This window comes from Streptomyces narbonensis, assembly GCF_014649015.1.
GTDB classification, from domain to species: Bacteria; Actinomycetota; Actinomycetes; order Streptomycetales; family Streptomycetaceae; genus Streptomyces; species Streptomyces narbonensis.
Genome location: NZ_BMSF01000166.1, coordinates 1 through 585 on the forward strand (window position 1 = coordinate 1; position 585 = coordinate 585).

Sequence of the window (585 nt, forward strand, 5' to 3'; positions counted from 1 at the left end):
CTAATTATTATTTTCTTATAGATAACCAGATAGCAAGATGGACAATAATAGGAATTATATTAATATTAATTAGTTTAGGTTTTAAATTATCTATTATACCTTTTCATATGTCAACACCTGATATTTATGAAGGTTCAATAACACCAATTACAGCTTATATAGCTACTGTTAGTAAAATCTCAGTATTTGCAGCATTAATCCGGTTTTTATTAATATTACCAAATATAAATATTTTTTTGAAGAATGTAATTACTATAATTTCTATTGTTACAATAATATTTGGGAATCTTTTAGCACTTAAACAAAATAATTTAAAACGTATATTAGGTTATTCCTCAATAGCTAATTTGGGTTATTTACTTACAGTAATAGTTGCTATGCAACATAGTAAATTTATACTAGAAACAATAAATATTTACTTATTAACTTATAATTTAACAAATTTAGGGATATTTGGTATATTAAGTATCATTAATAATGAAAAATTATCTTATTATAAAGGTTTATTTTGGAGTCAACCAGATTTAGCTATTATATTAACGTTACTCTTATTATCTTTAGCTGGGATTCCAATAACAGCAGGTT

General features: G+C 23.1%; 1 protein-coding gene. It reads left to right on the top strand.

What is annotated here, in order from left to right:
• The coding region (locus IE124_RS36400; RefSeq protein ID WP_268246776.1) for a proton-conducting transporter transmembrane domain-containing protein at positions 1-585 on the top strand (585 nt) is incomplete at both ends.